A 22,392-nucleotide genomic window follows, 5' to 3' on the forward strand; every position below is an offset into this window, starting at 1 on the left:
CCCATGGGTGGTTTTTCGTTCAGCGCCGGGCATATCGCTCGATGATCCTCTCGATGATTTCACTGGTGGAGGCCCCCGGGACGATGGATATCCGTTCGACTCGCCCCCCCCTGGAGATAACGGCGTCGGCACCGATAATGTCTTGAAGCGCCCAGTCTGCTCCTTTGACGAGGATGTCCGGCTGAATCGCCTGAATAAGCGCGAGGGGATCAGGTTCGTCGAAAATGGTGACAAAATCGACGCACGCAAGCCCGCACAGGACCTCGGCCCGCTCGGCTTGTCCGATGATGGGTCTGAGGGGGCCCTTGATTCGGCGGACGGAATCGTCGGAGTTGAGCCCCACCACCAAAAGTCCGCCGAGGCGTCGCGCCGCGGTAAGATACCGGACATGCCCGACGTGAAGCAGATCGAAACAGCCGTTGGTGAACACGACGGGACGATTCGGAGACCGGGTGTCTTTCAGGAAAAGCGCCAATCCGGCTTGCGGCATGAGCTTAGGTGACATAAGCCTCGGGCATTCTTTCATTCAACGCCGGCACTTTTTCCCGGATCCGTTCAAGGTGTGGAAGATCCACAACCGCCGTGTCGGTCCGGGTATCGCCGTCGGGAGCCCAGGCCAGAACGCTTCCGCCGGGGTCGACGATGATGGAATGGCCTGGAAACCGGGTTTCGTTTTCAACGCCGCACCGATTGGCGCCGATGATATAGATCTGGTTTTCCATGGCTCGGGCCCGGGCCAGAACGTCCCATACCTCGATGCGGATATCGGGCCACTGTGCAGGGACCACCACGATGCGGGCACCCTTGAGGGCGAGGGCGCGACAGAGTTCCGGAAATCTCAGATCGTAGCAGATCATGAGGCCCACCGGACCCAGGGCGGTGTCGCAGACCACGCTCCGGGTTCCGGCACTGAAGTGCTTGTGTTCACCCGCGACCGAGAAGAGGTGAATTTTCCGGTAGGTTCCGGCGATCCGGCCGTCGGCGTCCAGCAGGTAAAGGGTGTTGTATATCCTGCCCTCGGCGACTTCGGGCAGAGACCCGGCGATCACCATGCGGTGACGAATTGCCGTTTTCGACAACCGATCGAGGATACGCGGCGTGCTTTCGGCGTGGCGGGCAAGGTTCGCGTTGTCGAACCCGCAGGACCACATCTCCGGAAGCACGGCCATGGCAACCCCTGCATCGCCCAGATGCTCGAGGTGCCTTTCCGCCTCGGTCATATTGCCCGAGACCTCGCCCGTCAGGATGTCGAACTGGATGAATCCGACCTTGAATGTTGCGGGCGTCGTCACTTCCCCGCCATTTTTTCAATGATTTTCCGGGCGAATTCAGAGCATTTGACCTCCGTGGCTCCCTCGATCTGACGTGCGAGGTCGTAGGTGACGGTGCCGGCCTTGATGGCCGCGGAGATGCCGTCCCGTATCAGGGCGGCCGCCTCCCTCCACCCCATGTAGTCCAGCATCATGGCGCCGGAAAGGATCAGGGATCCGGGATTGACCTTGTCGAGCCCCGTGTATTTGGGGGCGGTGCCGTGGGTCGCCTCGAAGACCGCGCAGGTATCCCCGATATTGGCGCCCGGTGCCATCCCGAGACCGCCCACCTGGGCCGCCAGGGCGTCGGAGATGTAATCCCCGTTGAGGTTGGGGGTGGCGATCACCGAATATTCGGCCGGCCTGAGAAGAATCTGCTGGAACAGCATGTCCGCGATCCTGTCCTTGATGACGACCTTACCTGAGGGCGGAACGCCGTCGTACTTTTCCCAGAGTTCGGCCTCGGTGAGGGTCTGGTCGCCGAATTGTTCCAGTGCCGCTTCGTACCCCCATTTTCGAAAAGCGCCCTCGGTGTATTTCATGATGTTGCCCTTGTGCATCAAGGTGACGCTGGGCAGGCGATTGTCGAGGGCATATCGGATGGCTGCGGCCACCAGACGTTTGGTGTTCCCTGGACTGATGGGTTTGATGCCGATGCCCGTATCCGGCGCAAGGTCCGCCCCGGTCTTTTCCCTGAGGAAGTCGATGAGGGCCCGGGCCTCCGCCGTACCGGACTCGAATTCGATACCGGCATAGAGGTCCTCGGTGTTCTCCCGGAAGACCACCATGTTCACATCCTTCGGGTCCTTCATGGGACTGGGCACCGGGTCGATGTATTTTACCGGTCGAACGCAGGCGTAGAGATCGAGCTTCTGTCGGATAGCGACGTTCAGACTGCGGATGCCCTTGCCCACCGGCGTTGTCATGGGGCCCTTGATTGCCACTACGTGAGCCTCGATGGTCTCGAGGGTTTTGTCGGGCAGCCATTCGCCGGTCCGTCGGTACCCCTTCTCTCCGGCATCCACCTCCAACCAGTCGATGCCGCGGCTATCCCCGTAGGCGACGGCGACGGCGCCGTCCATGACCATTCGGGCGGCATGCCAGATATCGGGGCCGATGCCGTCACCCTCGATAAACGGGATTACCGGGTTGTCCGGAACGTTCAAGCTGCCGTCGCCGTTTTTCGTGATCTTCTTTCCCATACCGTCATCCTTTCCGATTCGTATCGTGTTGAAGCTGTTTTTACGGGATCATACCGATTCCGTGCCGGAAATCCCTGTTAACATTTTTAACCATTAATCGTTATGAGACAACATCTTTTTTTGGGGACCGCAGCCGACGGCCGGTGTGGTGCGTTGCCGGAACGCCTCGTACATCACCACCGCTCCGGCGGCGGAGGCGTTCAATGAGTTGATGGGCCCTTTCTGGGGAATCGTGATGAGATGATCGCATTGTCGCTGAACAAGGGGACGAATGCCTTTTTCTTCTCCACCGACGACGATGGCGATGGGCCCGGTGAACTCTGTCTTGAAAACAGAGCGGGCTCCGTCCACGGCCGTCCCGAAAATCCACAGGCCCATTTCCTTGAGATCCACAAGTGTCCGGGCCAGATTGGTTGCCAGGGAGATGCGGATGTGCTCCATCGCTCCGGCCGAGGCCTTGGACACGACGGGTGTGGGGGCGGCGGCTCTGTCCTTGGGGAGAATCACGCCGTCTACGCCCGCGCACAGGGCTGTTCGAATCAATGCCCCCAGGTTGCGGGGGTCCACCACGCTGTCGATGACCAGGAGAAAGGGGTCGGGGCGGTCAGCGAGTTCGGACACAGGCACCAGCGGATAAGGTCCGACCTCGGCGGCGACGCCCTGGTGAAATTCCGAGCCGGTCAGGGCGCGGAGTTTTTCCGGCGCGACTCTCCGGACCGATGCTCCATGGGACGCCGCGGTCTCCGCCAGGGTCTCCGCTCTATCACCGGATCGGGTGCGGGCGAGATAGAGAATCCCAAACTCGCGGCGGCCGGCCCGGAGCGTCTCCCTGACGGGATGAATACCGAAAAGGATTTCCGTTTTCATGGACGACTCAGGATTCCAGGCCCTGAGTGCGGGCTCGGCAGGCTGATATGAGGGCGATCAACGCCTCGATCGCCTCCGGCAGTCGATCGTTGACGATCACATGTTGATACCGGTCCCTGGCGCCGATCTCCTTCTCGGCGTTTTTGAGCCGTTTTTCAATAACGGGTGCGGTATCGGCGCCCCGGGATTCCATCCGGGTCCTCAAGGCTTCGAGGGACGGCGGCATGATGAAAATGGTGACGCTTTCGGGATACTGCCCGACGATCTGGGTCATTCCCTGGACATCGATGTCGAGGAGGACGTCCCGGCCTTCGGCCAGGTGTTTTTCCAGAAGTTCCCGGGATGTTCCGTAAAAATTGTCGTGGACCTCGGCCCACTCGACCCAGCGTCCCGCGGCTATGCCCTGGAGAAATTCCGCTTTCGGGATGAAGAAATAGTCGATGCCGTCCCGCTCCTCTCCCCGGGGAGGACGGGTGGTGTGGGACACGGAGTAATAGATGTCGCTGAAATGGGACAGCGCTGCCCGGCACAGCGTGGTCTTGCCGGCGCCGGACGGCGCCGATACGATAAATAGATTCCCTTGTCGCCGAGCCGGCGCTTCAACGGTCGAATCATTCACGGTATTGTTGCTTTCCTTGGCGGGTTGGGCCCGGTCGCCGGACACGGCGCCCGGGCCGGTATGATGTCATGATTTGGCTTTGGCTTCCCGGATGGCGGCCTCGTAGCGTTGAGAGACGGTTTCCGCCTGGATGGCCGACAGGACGATGTGATTGCTGTCCATGATGATGATGGAGCGGGTCCGGCGCCCATGGGTGGCGTCCACCAGACGCCGATCCTCCTTGGCTTCATCCTTGAGGCGCTTCATCGGTGCCGAGTTGGGGGATACGATGGCGACCACCCGGTCCGCCACGACGGTGCCGCCGAATCCAATGTTCAACAGGGTCTGCTCCATCATGCCTCCCGCGTTCATTTTGGGTGTTTTCAACAGATGGTTCATTTATTCCACATTCTGTACTTGTTCCCGGATTTTTTCAAGTTCGGATTTCAGCCAGACGACGCGATGCGATACATCGGCGTTTCCGGTTTTTGACCCGATGGTGTTGAATTCACGGTTGAATTCCTGGAGCAGAAAGTTGAGCTTCCGCCCCGCGGGCTCATCCCCGGCCATGATGGCCCGGAATTGCCGGATATGGCTTTCGGCCCGGATGATCTCCTCGGAAATGTCGCTTCGATCCGCCAGAAACGCCGCTTCCTGAGCGATCCGCGCAGGATCGATTTCCACCATGCCTTGGGTCAGCGCTTCGATGCGGTCTTTGAGGCGATCCCGGTAAATGGGGAGAAGCCCTTCCGCGTCCTGCTTGATTTCGGCAAGAACACCCTCGATGGCGGTGAGACGGGCTCCGAAGTCCCCGGCCAGAAAGTCGCCCTCCTTGGTTTTCATGGCGTCCAGATCCGACAGGGCCTGGCTCAGGCAGGGCCCCAGCACGCTCCAGCAGACCGATACGTCTTTTTCGGTTTCCGCCGGTTTGACGAGACCCGGCATCTGGACCAGGTGCTCCAGAGAAATGTCCGTTTTGAGGTGGAACCGTTCGATGAGACGGACCAGGGATCGATAGTAGGCCTTGGCCATCATTTCATCGACCTCGAAGGCGCATGCTTCATCGTCGTTATCTCTGATCTGGATTCTGGCCTCGATTCGACCTCGGGACATGGCCTGAGAGATCAGCCCCTTGGCCTTTTCCTCGAGGGGGAGATAGGCTTGGGGTAGTTTAAGGAGAATATCCTGGTAACGGCTGTTGTATGAGCGGAGTTCAACGGATACGGTCAGGGCGGCCTCCGAGCGTTCGGCCCTTGCAAATGCAGTCATGCTTTTGATCATGGCGAAGTCGCTTTCAAATCGATGGTATAGCGGTAGCGGATCTGATGGAGATGGCGAATCATCTTCGAATCCCGGTAATCAGGATACGTCCATGGTAGTGTCTGAAAATTTCCCCTGGTGTAGATCAGCGTCAGATCCGCATAGATGCCTCTACCGATGTAAATTCTATGGGTAAAATTTTTTCCGGTGGCCAAAACGAATCGTTCCAGGAGCAGATAGCCGGGATCGATGTTGACCCGGCGGCGTCCGATCTCGGCAAAGCGATTTTCGATGTCGTTGGTGGCGAGCTTGATTTCCGGCAGCCGTTCCTGGGAAATCAAGGTCTTGAATGTCATCAGGCGTCGGAACAGAGGCGCGCCCATCTCCGCCGCATAATAGCCCGTGAAGTCGAAATCCAGCCACGGGCTGACCATATCCAGGGGCCCGAAGCGGGATACCAGGATTTCCGTCAGGGGTCGGATCAAGGTTCGCTCTTTCATGAAAAGGCCGATGACCAGTTTTGCCGGCGCGGGAGGATGGGGTATGCTCATATCGCCTGTTCAATCGGTAATGGGTTTGGCCTCCTCGATGAGCATGATGGGAATGTCGTCCTTGATCTCGTATAGCAGTTTGCAGTGATCACAGATGAGACCGTTTTCGGCTTCCGTGAGCCGGATGTCCCCCTTGCACTTCGGACAGGCCAGAATATCGAGCAGTTCCTTATTGATCGCCATGGCGGGTATCCTCTTTCAAGTATTGTTGTTCAGAATGCTATAGCAAACTCTCTTTGATCCTGCAAAACAAATGCTGAGCGGTCAAATTTCGACGCCCTCATCGATTTGTGCCAGCTTTCGATCGAAGCGGGCCGTCTCCTCCTCGAGGTGGGCGGCCAAGACCTCCAGATCGTTGAAGCGGGCTTCAATCGCCGTCTCGGCGGCATGGATGGCCTGGGAGAGGGCGACGATCCGGGTGCCGTCGCTGTTTTCGGAGGCCGACTGCATTTCCCGGTTCAAGGTTTCCAACTCTTTTTCATGGCCGTCGATGGCGTCCTCGGCATCGGCAATCCGTTTCTCGATGGGTTTCAGTATTTTTCCCCGTTCGGTCAGAATCTCGGAGCGAAGGCGACGGAGCGCCTTTTTATCGTGACGGGTTCCGGGATTACCCTCTTTCGATTCGCCCGACCGGGCCGGCAGCTTGTCCCTTGGAACGTCCGATGCCTTGCCGCCGCCGGATTCCTCCCGCCAGCCGCCCTTTTCCAGAAAGCGGGCGTAACTTCCCTCAAAGAGGGTGACCGTGTCGTCCTGAAAAACGATGAGGCGTCGGGCGAGCGTATGAAGGAACATTTCATTGTGGGTCACCATGATCACGACGCCGTCGAAATCGTCGAGGGCCGCCAATAGGGAATCGCAGGACTCCATATCCAGGTGGTTGGTGGGTTCGTCCAGAAGCAGGAGGTTGACGGGGGTGGCCAGCAGTTTTCCAAGCATGACCCGGCTTTTTTCCCCACCGGAGAGAACCGCCACTCTTTTCAGGGCGTCATCGCCCTCGAACATCATGGCGCCGCAGATGTTCCGGGCTTTTTGCTGGTCTATGCCTTCGTCCGCGTAAAGAATCTCCTCGAGCACCGTTCGGCTGTCCACCAGGCTCTGGACATTGGTCTGCTCAAAAAAGCCTTTGGTAATGTTGGGGTTGTATACGATCTGGCCTTTATCCGGATCGATCACGCCTGCGAGCAATTTGATGAGAGTGGTTTTTCCCTTTCCGTTTTTGCCCACGATACAGATTCGATCGCCCGGCGCTGCCTGAAAGTTCAAGCCGCGGATGAGGGGCGAGCCTCCAGGATAGGAAAAGGTGAGGTTCTCCACGGTCATGACGTGTTTGCCCCGGAAGGGCTTGCTCCTGAAAGAGAACTCCAGATTCCTGATCTCCTCGAGCCTGTTTCGTTTTTCCATTTTCTCGAGGGTCTTGATACGGGACTGGACCATATTGGCCAGTCGGGCCTTGGCCCTGAATCGGCTGATGAAGAGCTCGATTTCCTTCTGGCGGCGTTCGTCGTTGATCCGCGTTTTTTCGTAGACCTCTTCATCCTGGGCGATCTGGGCGTAGAGTTGGCCGGTGTCTCCGGCAATCTTGCGGATTTTTTTCCGATGGATGGCCATGGTGTGGGTGATCACCTTGTCCATGAATCCCCGATCATGGGTGATCAGAAGCAGTTCCCGGGGCCAGGCCTGAAGGAATTGCTCGATCCAGCGAATGGATGTGATGTCGAGATAATTGGTCGGCTCGTCCAGTAAAAGCAGGTCCGGATCGGAAACCAGGACCTTGGCCAGGTTGAGGCGTACCTGATATCCTCCGGAAAACGCATTCGGGTTCCGGTGCATATCCGCCTCTGAAAAGCCAAGCCCCGACAGGACCTTTTCCACCTTCCAGTGATGATCCCGTTCGGATTCGGTCAATCCCCGCATCCCTTCCTTGAGAACGGTATCCTCGGTGAACCGGATATGCTGCTCGACGTAGCCGATGCGGTAGTTCTTGGGGATCACGATCTCGCCGTCGTCCGGCACTTCCTCGCCGATGATGAGACGGAAAAGGGTGGTCTTGCCGTGGCCGTTCCGCCCCACGAGTCCGACCCGTTCCCGCGGATTCAATTTAACGCCGGCCTCCTCGAACAGGGTCTGTGCCCCGAAGCTTTTGGATATATTTTCAAAACTGATCATAATGTTCTGCTCTGAGGCATTCAGTCAAACGCATTTTCCGGAACGCCTTATCCGGATAAGATCGTCGATTCCGCCGTCCATCCGTTACGGCCCTGACAGCCGGAGGCTTTTCCTTTTCAGATAACCTGTTCAACTTTCATAGGCCCGGCATCTCTATCCGGTCACCATCATATAGTCGAGAGTTGAGTAATCTACTCAACTCTCGGTGTTTATACGCCGGTGCCGGCAGGGACATCGGCTGAAGGCTGATGGGGTACGTCTGCGGCAAAAGGGCGCTTATCCCCCCTTCAGTCTTCAGTCGGTAACCGCTACAGAAGCTGAAAGTTGGATAACCAATAATAATAAAGCCGTATTTGCCCTTTGTAAACAGAAAAGAAGGTTGCTTCCGGTCGACATTCCTGGACTCCGCGGACAATCCGATTGGTTCAGGGAGCGGTCCGTTCCCAGAGGGCGTCTCGGAGGCCGGAGGTGCGTTGGATCCGATGGGCCGCCGCCTTGAGCAGTATGGGCTGCAAGCCCCAGATCTCCACGCAGTGGACCGCTCGGGTGACGCCCGTGTACAGAAGTTCTCGGGTCATTACGGGTGAATCCTGGCTTGGCAGGATCAACAAGACCTGGTTGAACTCGGATCCCTGGCTTTTGTGAACGGTCATGGCATATACGGTTTCATGCTCTGGGAGACGGAGAGGGGAAAAGGATCGGAATTTCCCCTTGCCGTCCGGGAACCAGACGCGGACGCGTCCGGCCGAATCCGTCATGGTGATTCCCACGTCGCCGTTATAGAGTCGGAGGGCATAGTCGTTCCGGATGACCATCACCGGGCGACCCGGATACCAGGGCACTGAGGATTGTATGAGGCCTTCCGACCCGAGGATGGCCTCGACGATCTCGTTCAGGCGGACGACGCCGAACGGCCCTTGACGAAGCGCCCCCAGAATCCGGAAACGATCGAAAGCCTGGAAAGCGGAAGCCGGATCGTCGAGGTGCTTCAGATAGGCTCCGAACTGAGAGACCACGGTCTTGCGGACGGCACGGGGCAGGTCTTCCGCCCGGGGAATCGTCCGCCATTGGACATCCGGGTATGCGTCGGATGCCAGCACTTCAAGGGCACCATCGCCGTCGCCGGCGTTGATCCGGCGGCTGAGCCGCCCGATGCCGCTGTCTTCATCAAAGCGATAGCTTTTTTGCAGCAGAATGACGCCGTCTGAAAGCTGCGGGGCATCGGATTCGTTCCCGTCATCAAGGGGGCAGGTCAGGGCTTCTTGGGTTATCTCACCCAGGATCCGGCAGAAGGACTCTGAAAAATGGTGAAAATTGCCCGTGTCGCAGATGTCGCCGAGAACGGCGCCGGCCTCCACCGATGCCAACTGATCCCGATCACCCAGGAGGATGAGGCGGGCTTGGGGTGGAACGGCCTGGATGAGTTTGGCCATGAGCGCGACGTCGATCATGGAGGCTTCGTCCACGACCACCAGATCCACCGGAAGGGGCTGGTCGGCGTTGTGTCTGAAATAAGGGGTGTCGGGCAGGCTCCCCAGGAGGCGGTGAAGGGTACTGACCGATTCGGGAATGGCGTCCCGAAGCGGGCTGTCGATCCGCGCTTTTTCCCGGTTGACGGCCTCCCTGAGCCTGGCGGCCGCTTTTCCCGTCGGGGCCGCCAGGGCGATCCTGAAAGAAACTGTGCCCGCCTGTTCGAGAAGCAGTGCTAAAATTTTAGCTACCGTCGTCGTTTTTCCTGTGCCGGGGCCGCCGGAGATAACGGAAAAACGGCGGGTGACGGCCGCGAAGGCGGCCACTCTCTGCCAGTCGGTTTCATCTGTTTCCGCGCCGGCTGGGGATGGAAAGAGGCGTGACATTCCCTTGGAGAGCCGCGGCATGTCGAGATCCGTGAGCGTGGTTTCCACGCGCTTTCGGATTTCCTTTGCAATCAAAGTCTGGTATTCCCAGTACCGATGCAGGTATAGCCGAAGGCGATCGTCCAGGATCAGAGGGGCGAGTTCCGTGGGGCTGCCGACGGTGGGGCTTTGCCTCAACTTGTCCGCCCAGGAAAGCGGTTGGGGAAGGGTGATTCCCGCCGCCGCGAGTTCGCTTGCGGGAATCTCTTTCGCGGCCGAGGCCAGATCGAGACAGATGTGCCCCATCCGTTGGTTTCGACTGAGGAGTGCCGCTGCCAGGTAAACCTCCGGAGAAGCGCCGTCGTCGATTCGTCCGATGAAACGGGCGAAATGAATATCCAGACGGGAGAAGAGACCGGTCCCTTCGAGATATGGGCGTGGTTTAACTGTCATGGATCAGGGCACTTAACAAATATTGAACCCAAACGCAACCGCATATCTGTGCGGATCGTGACGTGAGGACGGCCCGGCCGTGATCGGAACAGCCCTTCAGACGAATGAAAAAGCCGGAGGGGAGGAGCGAGAGATGTATCCGGCTTCTCCCCCGGGTTCTGGCGGGATTGGGCACAGGTGTGCCGGTAATCATGTGAAATTTCTGATCATGCTGTCATTGGGAATATAGGTTCGATAGGGCAGGTCCGTCTCTCTGGCGATATAGGCCGGGGCTGCAATGCCGGACTCGAACTGTGCGTAGTTCACGAAGGTTCGGCCGTCGATGCGTACCTTCATTCCCGGTTGGGGGCGCTTGATGGGTACGATGACATGGCTTTGGCCATACTGCTCATAGATATCGTCGTAACCGAGACGTGAAGCCCATTTCCCGATATCGACCTCGATGTAGAACCGCGAGCCTTCGACGATATCCGACTTGAAATCCTCAGCGATTTTCAGCAGCGTTTCTTGAAGATGCCTGTTCATGGTTTTTCTCCTCTGGTTCGTGACGGGTTCGCTTCAATATTTAGTGATTGTTGCGGATTGTTTTTTTCCCTCGACGACAAAGTTGCCCGAGTACCGCTCCGTCACGTCTTTTTCAACGCAGTCCGCCACGGGGCTTTGCGGTATGGCCGCATCCGGAGACACCGGGCATAGGTAATCCTCGCCGTTTTTATCCTTCACCGGTCTATAGATGTCCGTGTTCATGATGACCACCTCTTTTTAAGGTTGTGCGTAATTGCCGGGATGCGATTCTGGTCGCTTGAGTAAATAATAATACCGCTATCGCCCTGTTACAAAGACAGGTGAAGAAGGTTATTTTGAGGGGTCAAAACTGCTAATTGACGAAACCGCGACGAGAGACTTTCCGGAAGACCCGATCGCGTTCCATGTGATTCGCTTTCCAGTTTTTCCGGTAATATTTCGCAGCGGCGATCCGAAGAAAGTGTTAGGGGTTCAATGAACCATGGCACTGCTCCAACGCCCGTCAAAATCGGCACTGGTATCTATCGGGAAACCACCGTCGCGGTATAACAGGAAAAGATAAGCAATCGACGGCGCCGGAGAGGGCTCGACTTCCCATCTATAGACGCCGCATGGCGTGTTGACATCACAGGATTGAAGTGAGAAAGGGCTTCGGCATGAATGCGAAGCAAACGCGTTTGGTCTGTATCGTCGCGGTCGCGATCGTCTTCATGATTCTTTTTCCGCCCTACGATATCTACATGTTTTCATATCCAGGGGCCGAGTATCATCACGATTTCGGCTATGCCTTCATCGCCCGGCTGCCCGAGAAAGGCAGCGTGCAGGCGCGAATAAACACCCCGGCACTTTGTATTCAGATTGCCTGTTTCCTGGTGGTGGGGGGCATGCTGTGGTTCGAGTTCAGAAAACGTTGACGGTTCCGAAAAAGTCCTGCAGGGCTGTTGAGGATATCTTCCGGTATAACGGCTGAGTGCCGGCAGACCGAGATCCTGCGGATGCTGATGTCCTGATCCATGACGTTTTTCGGAACCGTCTGAAAAACGAGTTGCGATATTATCCAGCCTCCTCGCGAAAACAAAGCGACGGACATTTTTTTTCACAGGACGCACACACCGGAATGAAAGCCTCATTCTCTTCAATGAACCGCCATCCGTGCTCGATCATGGTGATCCTGGCGTTCACCGGTGCCTCCCCGTCGGCGGAACCGATCTTTCCGCATATTTTACACGTGAAATCATACCCCCAGAAGCGGGGGTTGAATTTGATGAATTTATTCTCCATTATTAATCCCGTCAGATAGAAGATCCGATTGAACTCAAAACCTGTTCTGATCCCCCATACAGGAGGACCCATTAAAACATCAACCGATTGGAACGGCAAGGCATAACCGGACGGTAAACTGATCAGGCCTCTTCTTCATCCTCACGAATCGGAATGCTGACAACAGGTACGGTAGAATTCTTGACCACCTTCTCCGTGACGCTGCCGAAGGGAAAATCACCTTTGGTGCCCCGGGTCGCCATCACAACCATGTCTACCGATTCTTTCTTGATGAAATCAAGGATCTTCCGGGCGGGATCGCCGATGTCGACGTGCCGGATGTACAGCGGGCAGCCCTCCAGATATTTGCTGCAGATCTGCTCGAGCCTTTCGTTGGCGGATTTTTTAGCGCGGTCGATCAATTTTTCAACGTGCTCCTTTTCGAAGACACCGTACCATGGCTCATGATGAGCAGTGTCTTCGATAACATAGAGCACGTGAATTTCGGCGTCATATTTTTGCGTGAGGGATTTGACGTGGGGAAGCGCTTTTTCCGCGCTTCTGGAAAAGTCGGTAGGCCAGAGAATTTTTTTGATCTCCATAGGTCATATCTCCTTGGGTAATGGTTTTGGGATTTTGAGCGGCCACAAAGATAACCAAAATGTAACTATTCTTGTTTCGATGTAAAGTGAGATCCGAATAAATCCCTGTCATACGGCCTGAAACGGTGATGCCGTTTCGGTATCCAGACGAGATAGGGCGTTCGAAAGGAAAACCATGTGTGACAACGGGATGTGGAGCGGACAATTCGACTTACGGGAGCATCACGGGTTTTGAGATGAATACAAAACTTTTACATATTTGTTTGAGTTATTGAAATAAAAAGAAATTCTTTCGAATAGGCTGGGCCTCCACGAAAGCTCGTCTTTACGCCGGACGGCATGTTTGACATATAAAGGATGCGGCGATATTCCCGGCTGCTGCGCCGGGGAGGCGATCGTCGATGCATCGTGGACGACAATCTCTAACAAGGGCAGTACAACATAAATATGAAAAATTTTAAAGAATTACCCAAGATCATTCAAGGCGGGATGGGGATCGCCGTGTCGGATTGGCGGTTGGCCAGAGCCGTTTCCAAACTGGGGCAGATGGGCGTCGTCTCCGGTACCGCCATCGATACGGTGGTGGCGCGGCGCCTTCAACTGGGCGATACGGGTGGGAACATTCGGCGGGCTTTGTCTCATTTCCCTTGGCCGGATATGGCTCGGCGGTTTTTGGATGCTTTTTACGTTGCCGGCGGAAAATCACCCGGCAAGCCCTTCAAACTGCTTCCGCGAACCACTGTTCGAATGGAGCGGTTCGTGATGGAAACCATGATCGTCGCCAATTTTGTCGAGGTGTTCCTGGCCAAGGAGGACCATGACGGGGTGGTGGGGATCAACTATCTCGAAAAGGTCCAACTGCCCACCCTGCCGTCCCTGTTCGGCGCGATACTGGCCGGCGTCGACGTAGTACTCATGGGGGCCGGCATTCCATTGTCCATTCCCGGAATACTCGATCGACTTTCGGCGTGGCAATCGGCCACGCTCAAGCTCCACGTCGAAAACAACCCCGAACACATCCAGTTTTCCCATGCATTCGATCCTGAAACCTTTCGGGAAGGAGCGATTTTCCCTTTGAAGCGTCCCCGGTTCCTGGCCATTGTTTCGTCGGACATCATCGCCAAAACCATGATTCGAAAAGCCACCGGAACGGTCGACGGGTTTGTCGTGGAGAACCATACCGCGGGCGGACACAACGCACCACCGCGCAGAACGCCGAAGCCCAAAGGTGATACGGCGTCCGCATACGGCCCAAAGGACGCTCCCAATATCGATCGGATCAAGGCACTCGAAAAGCCGTTCTGGCTGGCCGGCGGTTACGCCTCTCCGGGAAAATTGAAATCGGCCCTGGACTCCGGGGCCAACGGCGTCCAGATTGGGACGGTCTTCGCCTATTGTGAGGAATCGGGCATCATGCCCGACATCCGAAAGGCTGTCATCGACAGACTGCTTACCGAGGGCGTCGACATTTTGACCGATTTTCAGGCCTCGCCTACGGGATATCCATTCAAGTTGCTTGATTTAAAAGGGTATCCGGCAACCATTGACGCCGTCAAGTGCAGGAACCGTGTTTGCGATCTCGGTTATCTGCAACAGCTTGTCTTTAACGGAGAAGACGGGATCCAATACCGATGTCCCGGGGAGCCGGTAAACGCCTTCATCAGTAAAGGGGGCACCGAGGTCGACACGGTCGGTAAGATGTGCCTGTGCAATGGGCTTATGGCCACTGTCGGACTTGGGCAGGTGCGCGGGAGCGATCGGGAACTGCCGATTATCACGGCCGGTGAAGACTTTTCTGCGGTAATGACGATCGCAGGTTGTCTGGGGCGGGAATACAGCGCCAAAGACGTCATCGACTACATGTTTTCCCGACTTGTCCCGGTGCGTCCGCCCATCTCCCGGCAATCGGAAACACAATTTGACTTCAACCCATCCGAGGCCTTCGCCTGCGACGCGCCCTTGCTGAGAGCGCAGGTGTGATCCGTGATTCACGACGTCGGAATGCTGGAGCGTGCGATCGACGAGCTTGTCTCAGCATTGGCACCGCTCCGGTTCGACCCGCCTGTAGCCTACGTTTACAACCCTCTCATCTATGCCGGCGAAGGATATCGCCGGTATGTCCGGAAATTCGGCCGGGCGCCCAGGGAGATTCTGTTGGTGGGGATGAATCCCGGCCCCTGGGGAATGGCCCAGACGGGTGTCCCTTTTGGCGAGGTGGCGGCGGTGAAGGAATGGATGGGGATCGAAGCGCCGGTGAAAAAGCCTGTCGCCGTTCACCCCCGAAAGCCGGTGGAGGGGTTTGCGTGCCCAAAAAGTGAAGCGAGCGGTCGAAGACTCTGGGGATGGGCCAGAGATCGGTTTGGCGACCCCGCCGCTTTTTTTGCCCGATTTTTTGTCGTCAACTATTGCCCGCTCATGTTTCTGGACGCAGAGGGACGGAACCGGACCCCCGACAAACTCAAGAAAGGCGAACGAGTCCCGCTTTTTACAGCCTGTGATGCCGCGCTTCGTGCCGCTGTTCTGCATTTCAGGCCACGATGGGTGATCGGCGTCGGCGTGTTCGCGGAGGCCAGAGCGAGGGCGGCTCTTTCAGGTTTTGAGGCGAGCATTGGCAGAATAACCCATCCCAGCCCCGCCAACCCTCGGGCGAATCGGGATTGGGTCGGCACGATCGAGGCGGAACTGATGATAGTGGGAATCGAGATTTGACGGTGTTGTAAAATCAACCGTCATCCGAAGCGATATCCGTGAAGAGCCTATCCAGATCCTCGATGAGCGCTGCGGCGGGCCGATCCTTGAACATTCCGAATGCGGGATTGACCTCCGGATCGACACCCCGCACGAACAGGTAGCGGACACCCCCGAAATGGACGGCAGGATCGTATCCGGGTACCCGATGTCTCAAATACCGGTGGAGGGCCAGGGCGTAGAGATGGTACTGCAGGGTGTAAAAGGCATCGGTCATGATCGTCTCGAGAATCTCAGGGCTGTAGTCTTTCGGCTGGTCTCCCAAGTGGTTCGATTTCCAGTCAACGATATAGAAGCGGCCGCGGTGTTCGAAAACCAGATCGATGAATCCTTTCATCATCCCGCGGGTCCTTGAAACGGTAAGCTGTCCGATCCGTTCGGGGAAATTTCCCGACGGTCCGGTGATGCCGTGCGCGGCAAACACCGCCGCCAGCCGACGACCGCTCAGGGCGGGGGCTGGAAAATAAAAAGCCATCTCGTTGATGCGGCGCTTCGGAGTGACGGCTGAAAGGCTGAGGATGACATCCTTTCCATGATCTTCGTCGGGACACCCTTCCTTCGCCGCGTCAAGGTCGACCTTCATTACCTTTCGGATCATTCCGGCGACGGCGGGAATCCATGCGGCGTCAAAGCGGTATTTCCGCAAGATATCGTGAATCAGCGGCGTCAGGTCTCTTTCGTCGGTGCGGGTGAAATCGAGGTGCTCGAAAATTTCATGGAGGCAGGTGCCGGCCCGGGCGCCTCGAGGGAAGGCAAAGATGTCCTTGCCGTCATGGATCGTTGACGGATTCACCGCCGATGCCGCGGCTGTCTCATCGACCGCGGTGAAGTCGTCGTGGTCGGCCAGTTCCGCCGGGTCATTCAGACCGCCGGCAACGGTCGGTCGTTCCGAGCCGATCGAAACAATGGAAGAGAAGCTGGATACGCCGAAGTCGAAGGGAATGCGTCCACTGAACCGTCGGGCATCGAGGGGGATGCTTTTTTCGTCGCGTGAGGGCTGTCTCACCCCGATGTGTCGGGGCGTCCGCTCGATCCGGATGGTGCCGCCGGAGCGTCGTTCAAGGTCGGTAAGGTTTTTTTCCCACCCGGCATCGTCCATTATTGCGAGACGCTCTTCCAGCCTTTCCAGTGGATCGTCCGTATCGATCGGGCCTGCATCTCCACGGAGAAGATAGGCCGGGGCCGGAATTTCCGCTGCGTTGACGGGGCCCCAGGCGAAAATGCAACGGTGTTTGGCGCGTGTCAGCGCAACATAGAGCAACCGGAGGTTTTCGGCCAGAATCTCTTTGTCCGCCATCCGGCGGTGGCGAGACATGTTGCCGGAGCCCAGGTCAAGGGTCAGTTGCCGCCCGCTGTCCTCGTTGTGGAACAGAATGCCGTGGTCCGTGTCGTTCCATCGGGACCCAACCCAGACAAACGGGCAGAAGACCAACCCATACTCCAGGCCTTTGCTCTTGTGGATCGTTACCAGTTTTACGGCGTTTTCATCACTTTCCAGTCTAAGCGGGTGTTCCTCGGATCGGTGATCGACGTTGAATCGTTGCTCGGAAAGCCAGGCGGTAAGCCGTGACGGCGACATGTTCCGCGAAAGGCTTGCCTGGTGTAGCAGCTCGCTCAGGTGGCGGATGTTGGTGCAGCGCCTTTCGCCGTCGGGCAGACGCATCAAACGGGACAAAACGCCTTCTTCCGCCAGAAAGGCCTTGAACATCCGAATAAACCCGCGTTCCCGCCAGAGGCGGTGATAATGATCAAACCGCGTCAAACGGGTCTCCCATTCGTCTTCGTCCAGAACCCCTCCGGCCAGTTCCTCCCCGTTGACCCCCATCATGTCGGAAACCAGGGCCGCACGAACCCGGGCGTCGTTTCGAGGCTCGACCAGTGCAGCCAGAATCCGTGCCGTTTCGGCCGCTTCATGGGTATCGAAAATATCCCCGGTGTTGTAGAGGACGGCAGGAATGCCCAGGGCCGTCAAGCTTTCATGTACCGCAGCCGCTTCACGGTTGGTCCGGACCAGTACCGCGATATCTCCTGCCCGGACCGGGTTTCCCTGGAGCCGGGCACGCCCCTGCCCCCCCAGGTCGAGAAGTCGGGAAATTTCGGTCGCCGTCGCCCGGATGACCTCTTGTCGGGCATCGCCTTTTCCGGACTGCTCCAAACGCCAAACAGTGAGCGGAGGAAGCTTTTCGCCGTCGATGCTGAGTCCCGGGGCACCGGATTTGTTCTCGGAGGCTCCGGCAGGGCCAAAAGGGATCTCGCCATAGACAAAAGCTTGTGGGCAGCTGCTGAACACAGTGTTGACCGCGGTAACGAGGCCGGGATCGGAGCGCCAGTTGGTGAGAAGCGTGTATCGGGCTGCAGCGGATCGGGCGGCGGCCATGTAGGCAAAGATATCGGCGCCGCGGAAGCTGTAAATGGCCTGTTTAGGATCGCCGATCAGAAACAGACGGTGGCCGGGGGTGTCGAAAAGGGTTTTGAAAATATGATATTGAACCGGATCCGTGTCCTGGAATTCGTCGATGAGAGCAGCCTGGTAGCGTCCCCGGATGCGTTCCGCCAATAGGCTGCCTCCCGGGGTTTTGAGGGCTTCACTCATGTTCTGAAGCAGATCGTCGAAGGACTGGCGGTTGCTCTCCCGCATTCGCTCCCGGATTCTTTTGCCGGCGTAGGTAATCAGTTCCCGCTTGAGGTGAACGAGTTTTTGGGCGTAAAGCGCGTTGAGAGCGTCGCAGGCTTGCTTGAATTCGTCGCACAAGCGAAAGAATGGATGATCTGGAGAGGCGGCGGATTTTTTGGTGCCTTTCGTCAGCCCCGACCGTGTGAATTTATCGAATTTTTCGGGCGGTATCGGATGGGGCGTTGCCCGGCGGAGATAACGCTCCAGGATATCCGTCCACACGGGAATGAGCGCGGTTTTATAGATGCCCCGATGCAGCCCCGGCGCATTCAGAAGAATTTCTACGATTTCTTCTTTACATGATGCCCATGTCTTTTGAAGTGACGCATAGCCCTTTTGGAATGCCGCCTCGGCAATGCGGGTATCGGGTGTTTCTCCGACAGGGATGACGGCGATGTCCGGCTGGATGTGCCGACTCGAAAGAAGGGCGAACAAGGCTTCGGGATTGGTTTTGGCCAACACGTAACGGACGAAGATTGGATCGGCCGTGTAGAGGCGGGTCCGCCAGAAATCCTCGACAACGGCGCGTCGAATACCGTCCTGGTCGGCCGTCAGTTCCGTATCGAAAAGGGCGCCGCTTTCAAAGGCATTTTCCCGGAGCATTCGATTGCAGAACCCATGGATGGTAAATATGGCCGCTTCATCAAAGTCCCGGACGGCTTCCTTGAGGGCCTGGATCGCTTCTGCCGAACCGGATTTCGAACGGTGGTCCCATTTCTCCGCAAGCCGTTCAAGGAGACGGTCTCCCATAGCCTCCCCGCGGAGCACGCCGAGGGCAAACTTGAGACGGTCACGGATCCGACCCTTGAGCTCCTCGGTTGCGGCTTCGGTGAAGGTGACTGCAAGGATACGGCTGATGGGTATCTTCTGTTCGACGATAAGCCTGAGAACAATCCCTGTGATGGTGTAGGTCTTGCCGGTGCCGGCCCCCGCTTCGATGAGGGTGGTGCCGACCAGGGGACTCTCCGGCAGATCGAACGGCGGTGGAAGGGTTTCGGGCGCTTCGTCGGTGTTCACAGCGTTACCGGATCTCCTGTCTGTGGTCAAAAAGCGGCGCAAAGACCGCGAGGGCTATCTTCTGGAAGGCTTCATCAAAGGGATCGCCGTCGCCGATGCACCGCTGATAATAGATATCTTCGCCTTCGCCGCTGCCATTGTAACCGACCCATGATTTCCGGGCGGCCGCCAGGGCGGTTTCCAGGGGCTTCCCGCGCTCCCGGCGTTGTTCGGCAAAGGCCATGGACGATCGGGGGAAGAACGGTAGGGGCTGTTGAAGGCCTTCCCAATACAGTGTGAGCAGGCGTGCAAGGTGAGCCGCGGCGTTTTCGACAGGTAAAAATTTCCATACCTTGTCTGTTCCGGCGACCACCGACTGCCTGGGATGGGGACCCTCCGCGGCGTTCAGGGCGAGGTGTCGGATCCAGGTGTTCAGCTGGTCTCCTGCCTTCACTGTCGCAAACCGATGCTGCACCCGGCGATCGCCGTGGAATTCGCCAATTCGGCCGGAAAGGCTGAAGCCTTCCAGATCCAGGCGGATGGCCGCGGGCGGTTCGGCGGCCATGCCTACCAGGCCTGAGATTTTTTTGAAAAAGGCCGCCGTTTCCACTGACAGTTCTTCATAGAGGGCTTCACCGACACGCCCATGAGGCAGATCTCCGGCGCTCCGTTTCAAGGCGAACAGAGCTTCGGGCGGTTGTCCCGATAGATGTTTCCGGACCATGTTCTCCGCCAGGATGTAACGATCCAGACCGGCGATGTCGAAAGGCTCCTTTTCCTCGACGGTAATCTCCCGCTCCGCAAGGAATACCCCCAGGCGATGATTCAGAAGATACTTGTGGGGGTTTCCGAAAAAGCGGCAGAGATGTTCTATGTCGACGGTGCGCCAGGTATCGTCGGGTTCCGGAAGCCCTGCAGAAATGAAGGGCGGTAGATGTGAGCGCTCGGCGAGGAGCTTCCGGGCCGTGGTCAGATTGGTTTCGGAATAGCTGAAGAGCCGATTGTCACGATCCGTCGCTTTCGTGAAATAGGCGGGACTGAAGGCTTGAAGCCGATGCCGGGTGATGATGGGCGTGTCGAGGTTCGTCCCGTCGTGAAAGATAAATCCCCGTTCGATAACATCCTGGAGTTCGCTGACGAGGACCGACGGTGGAATGACCCCGTTGTCCCGGATGCTCTGTCCCACATAGCTCACGTAAAGCTTCTCCCGGGCTGAAAGGAGGGTTTCCAGAAAAAGATAGCGATCGTCCTTGCGACGGGAACGGTCCCCGGGCTTCGGGTGCGCAGCCATAAGATCGAAGCCCGGGGTCGGGGTGTTTCGGGGATAGTCGGCGGCGTTCATGCCCATCAGGCCGATGATCCGGAACGGGATGCTTCGCATGGGCAGCATGGCACAGAATGTCACGCCGCCGGTGATAAAGCCGAACCCGAAGGCGTCCCGATCGAGTCGACCGGACAGATAGGCTCGAATCACCTGGATGTCCACGGGGCGCTCGAACAGTGCCCGGTCCGCCGTCCGGCGAAGTTCGGCGACGGCATCCCCGATGAGTTGGGCGTCTCTCTCGGCGGCGGCATCGATTTCGAAAAAAGCATCGAGCACCTCGTTCAGGAAACGTGCCCATTCCGCGGGGGGCCTGGGGATCGACAATTGTTCCGTGTGAGAGAACAATCGGTCCGTGAATTCGAGAAGGCCGCCCAAAGCCGCCGTTTCCGAGCCCTCCATGGGATCGTAGGGGAGAATGTCGGCGAATGTACGTTCATCTTTTCCAGCCATGGCGTATCCCATGAGAAGGCGGTCGAGTCCCGCTCGCCAGGTGTGCTCCGAAATATCGGGCAGTCCCAACTTCGCCCGGCTGGGTCCGTCGACACCCCAGCGTATCCGGACATCCCGGATCCATTGACGGATGCGGTCGACTTCAGCCTCGTCGAGATCGAATTTCCGGTGGATCCAGGGGCGTTCAAGGAGCGCCGTCACGTGTGCCGCATCCATGCGGCCGTCGCCGGGGTCGATCAGATCGAGAAAGGCTTCGATAAGACGACTTTCGCTTCGGATGCCTCGGTCGGCGATGCTGTAAGGAATTCGCTTCGGGTCGCCCGCGGGACGATCGAAGACGGCATGAATGTAAGGGGCATAGGTTTCGATATCCGGCATCATGATGAGAATGTCGCTGGGTCGGAGGGTTTCGTCTGCCGAAAAGAAAGACAGGAGCTGATCGAAAAGCACCTCTATCTCTCTCATGGGGCTGTGGCAGACGTGAAAGGTGATGGATCGGTCCTCGGGAGGGATGCGTTGTCGGGGAGCGTCTTCCGACGGGCGATCGACCCGGTTCAGGATGTCGGATTGGATACAGGCCAGAAGGGTTTCCCGGCCGGGATCCTCGAAGATGTTTACAACCTCCGGATCGAAGGCGATGAGCATGTCGAAGAAATCCCGGCCAAGAATTCCGAGGGAAGCTAACAGGCTGTTCTGTTCGCCGATGTGGAGGTCCGCCTCGGGCACCGCCTTTTCCCGGCCTTTGCGAAGCACCCGACGTTGTTCGCTCTTGGAGAGGGTGTCCCCCCAGTACTCGGCGCAGGGATTCATCAGAAACAGATTGACCTCCCGGTGCAGGGAGAGAATGTCCAGAATTTCCATATGAAAACGCGGCAGACTCGAAATGCCGAAAACCGATATGCGTTCGGGCAGGATTTCCGAGAGAAGGGGGGCGTCGGCGAGAATGTCGGCGAGAGACCTGCCCAAGGCTGCCTGATGGCGGACTTGCCGGCCTTCGGAAAGTCGCCGCCAGAGGGCCGGTTGCCAACCTTCGCCGCCGCCTGCCTCCCAGTCAAGAATCCAATCCGGACGGAAAATCAGGTATTGATCGTAAAGATCGGCGATCCGTTGGGCGAGTTGAAACCATTTGAGATCTCCGGCGTCGCCGTCAAGGTAATGCCTCAAGGGCGTGAAATCGGGATTTCCCAGTTCGCCGGGGAGCGTCGCCATGATGGCCCATGTCATCACCGGGCGCTCGAAAGGTGAATGTTCGGGCAGACCGGGCAGGAGCGCCCGAAAGATGTCGGAATAGACAAATGTGTTGGGGAAAGGGAAGGCCATGTTGGCGCAGATGCCGTGACGACGGGCCAGAACCATGGAGAGCCATCGCTCCATGCCGAGGCTCTGGACAACGACGATTTCGGGTGTCAAAGGATCGGCCAAAGGGCGGCGGAGGGTATTCGCCAGGGCCGCCGCCAAGGCTTCCAGGCGGTTGCCGGTGAAAAGATGGAAACGCTTCACGGCGTATGGTTCCCGCTGTCGCGGATGCCGGTTTCGATGCCGTGAATCCGGCGCCGGGGCTCTCTGCCTGT

The 22,392-nt window shown here is 57.7% G+C and carries 20 protein-coding genes; 3 read left to right on the forward strand and 17 right to left on the reverse strand.

Going from position 1 to position 22,392, the window contains the following annotated elements; genetic code table 11:
- Positions 1-19: 19 nt before the first annotated feature.
- The 13 genes from rfaE2 to dmul_RS04290 all read right to left on the reverse strand — a co-directional run bounded on the left by rfaE2 (position 20) and on the right by dmul_RS04290 (position 10,989).
- Entirely contained in the window at positions 20-505 is a 486-nt protein-coding gene (gene rfaE2, locus dmul_RS04235) for a D-glycero-beta-D-manno-heptose 1-phosphate adenylyltransferase (RefSeq protein WP_020876823.1), read from the reverse strand.
- Complete coding sequence (locus dmul_RS04240; RefSeq protein ID WP_020876824.1) at positions 495-1,292, reverse strand: carbon-nitrogen family hydrolase; 798 nt, start codon at positions 1,290-1,292, stop codon at positions 495-497. The genes rfaE2 and dmul_RS04240 overlap by 11 nt, the downstream gene beginning before the upstream one ends.
- On the reverse strand, positions 1,289-2,512 hold the full coding sequence (icd, locus tag dmul_RS04245; protein ID WP_020876825.1) for an isocitrate dehydrogenase (NADP(+)): 1,224 nt from the start codon (positions 2,510-2,512) through the stop codon (positions 1,289-1,291). The genes dmul_RS04240 and icd overlap by 4 nt, the downstream gene beginning before the upstream one ends.
- A gap of 93 nt (positions 2,513-2,605) precedes the next feature.
- Entirely contained in the window at positions 2,606-3,379 is a 774-nt protein-coding gene (rlmB, locus tag dmul_RS04250) for a 23S rRNA (guanosine(2251)-2'-O)-methyltransferase RlmB (protein WP_020876826.1), read from the reverse strand.
- 7 nt (positions 3,380-3,386) lie between these two features.
- Entirely contained in the window at positions 3,387-3,998 is a 612-nt protein-coding gene (gene gmk, locus dmul_RS04255; protein WP_040415638.1) for a guanylate kinase, read from the reverse strand.
- Positions 3,999-4,064: 66 nt separating this feature from the next.
- Positions 4,065-4,331 carry a DUF370 domain-containing protein gene (locus dmul_RS04260; RefSeq protein WP_020876828.1) on the reverse strand — a complete coding sequence of 89 codons (267 nt, stop codon included), beginning with the start codon at positions 4,329-4,331 and terminating at the stop codon, positions 4,065-4,067.
- A 45-nt stretch (positions 4,332-4,376) separates the two neighbouring features.
- Positions 4,377-5,246 carry a YicC/YloC family endoribonuclease gene (locus dmul_RS04265; RefSeq protein ID WP_159449719.1) on the reverse strand — a complete coding sequence of 290 codons (870 nt, stop codon included), beginning with the start codon at positions 5,244-5,246 and terminating at the stop codon, positions 4,377-4,379.
- Between the two features lie 8 nt (positions 5,247-5,254).
- A complete protein-coding gene (locus dmul_RS04270) occupies positions 5,255-5,788 on the reverse strand; it encodes a DUF4416 family protein (RefSeq protein ID WP_020876830.1) in 534 nt (177 codons plus the stop codon).
- Positions 5,789-5,797: 9 nt separating this feature from the next.
- Positions 5,798-5,971, reverse strand: a complete 174-nt coding sequence (locus dmul_RS19655; protein ID WP_020876831.1) for a Trm112 family protein — start codon at positions 5,969-5,971, stop codon at positions 5,798-5,800.
- Between the two features lie 81 nt (positions 5,972-6,052).
- Positions 6,053-7,954 carry an ATP-binding cassette domain-containing protein gene (locus tag dmul_RS04275; RefSeq protein WP_020876832.1) on the reverse strand — a complete coding sequence of 634 codons (1,902 nt, stop codon included), beginning with the start codon at positions 7,952-7,954 and terminating at the stop codon, positions 6,053-6,055.
- Positions 7,955-8,379: 425 nt separating this feature from the next.
- Positions 8,380-10,242 (reverse strand): exodeoxyribonuclease V subunit alpha, encoded by a 1,863-nt coding sequence (gene recD, locus dmul_RS04280; protein WP_020876833.1) that lies wholly within the window; start codon positions 10,240-10,242, stop codon positions 8,380-8,382.
- Positions 10,243-10,431: 189 nt separating this feature from the next.
- A complete protein-coding gene (locus tag dmul_RS04285; protein ID WP_020876835.1) occupies positions 10,432-10,767 on the reverse strand; it encodes a hypothetical protein in 336 nt (111 codons plus the stop codon).
- A 33-nt stretch (positions 10,768-10,800) separates the two neighbouring features.
- Positions 10,801-10,989, reverse strand: a complete 189-nt coding sequence (locus dmul_RS04290) for a hypothetical protein (protein WP_020876836.1) — start codon at positions 10,987-10,989, stop codon at positions 10,801-10,803.
- A 434-nt stretch (positions 10,990-11,423) separates the two neighbouring features.
- Between dmul_RS04290 and dmul_RS04295 the strand changes: the two genes are divergently transcribed.
- Entirely contained in the window at positions 11,424-11,681 is a 258-nt protein-coding gene (locus dmul_RS04295) for a hypothetical protein (RefSeq protein WP_144016485.1), read from the forward strand.
- 139 nt (positions 11,682-11,820) lie between these two features.
- Here the strand turns inward: dmul_RS04295 and dmul_RS04300 are convergent, their stop codons facing one another.
- Positions 11,821-12,048 (reverse strand): hypothetical protein, encoded by a 228-nt coding sequence (locus dmul_RS04300; protein WP_020876838.1) that lies wholly within the window; start codon positions 12,046-12,048, stop codon positions 11,821-11,823.
- Positions 12,049-12,170: 122 nt separating this feature from the next.
- The gene (locus tag dmul_RS04305; protein WP_020876839.1) at positions 12,171-12,629 is read right to left on the reverse strand and encodes a universal stress protein; all 459 of its coding nucleotides are present in this window, start codon (positions 12,627-12,629) and stop codon (positions 12,171-12,173) included.
- 447 nt (positions 12,630-13,076) lie between these two features.
- On the opposite strand from dmul_RS04305, the gene dmul_RS04310 reads away from it, so the two are divergent.
- Both dmul_RS04310 and dmul_RS04315 read left to right on the forward strand, forming a co-directional pair.
- Positions 13,077-14,609, forward strand: coding sequence for a nitronate monooxygenase (locus dmul_RS04310; RefSeq protein ID WP_020876840.1), 1,533 nt, complete (start codon positions 13,077-13,079; stop codon positions 14,607-14,609).
- Between the two features lie 3 nt (positions 14,610-14,612).
- On the forward strand, positions 14,613-15,338 hold the full coding sequence (locus tag dmul_RS04315) for a uracil-DNA glycosylase family protein (RefSeq protein WP_020876841.1): 726 nt from the start codon (positions 14,613-14,615) through the stop codon (positions 15,336-15,338).
- 13 nt (positions 15,339-15,351) lie between these two features.
- On the opposite strand, the gene recB is transcribed toward dmul_RS04315, so the two are convergent.
- On the reverse strand, positions 15,352-19,068 hold the full coding sequence (gene recB, locus dmul_RS04320) for an exodeoxyribonuclease V subunit beta (protein ID WP_020876842.1): 3,717 nt from the start codon (positions 19,066-19,068) through the stop codon (positions 15,352-15,354).
- Between the two features lie 4 nt (positions 19,069-19,072).
- Complete coding sequence (gene recC / locus dmul_RS04325; protein WP_020876843.1) at positions 19,073-22,321, reverse strand: exodeoxyribonuclease V subunit gamma; 3,249 nt, start codon at positions 22,319-22,321, stop codon at positions 19,073-19,075.
- Positions 22,322-22,392 lie beyond the last annotated feature (71 nt).

This window comes from Desulfococcus multivorans (assembly GCF_001854245.1).
GTDB lineage: Bacteria > Desulfobacterota > Desulfobacteria > Desulfobacterales > Desulfococcaceae > Desulfococcus > Desulfococcus multivorans.